Annotated in this window: 1 protein-coding gene; it reads right to left on the minus strand. The window is 63.3% G+C overall.

All coding sequences use genetic code 11. The features are described from left to right. Positions 1 to 297 (minus strand): hypothetical protein (locus B4920_RS26045; protein WP_216820042.1); only part of this gene is annotated, 297 nt, incomplete at both ends.

Consider the following 297-nt stretch of genomic DNA (forward strand, 5'->3'; position numbering starts at 1 on the left):
CCTCACGGGCCTGGCGCAGCCGGTCCCCCATCCACAGGTACTGGATCAGAAACAGCAATATCCCGTATATCAGCCAGCCCAGCAGTAGCTGGCGGTAGAAGTCCCCCGGCTTGCCCCAGCGGCCATAGAACTCCAGCTTTTCCAGGATCAACCTGTAGTCCCCGGGCTGCATCCTGTCGTCGGTGGCAAGCTCGATGGCATAGACATGGTGCAGGTCCGGTCCCTGCTGCGCCAGCGGGATCCGGTACTGCTGCACCCACCAGGAGCTGGGGGCGAACACCTTGAGGGGGACGTCCT

The organism is Zoogloea sp. LCSB751 (assembly GCF_002028455.1).
Lineage (GTDB): Bacteria > Pseudomonadota > Gammaproteobacteria > Burkholderiales > Rhodocyclaceae > Zoogloea.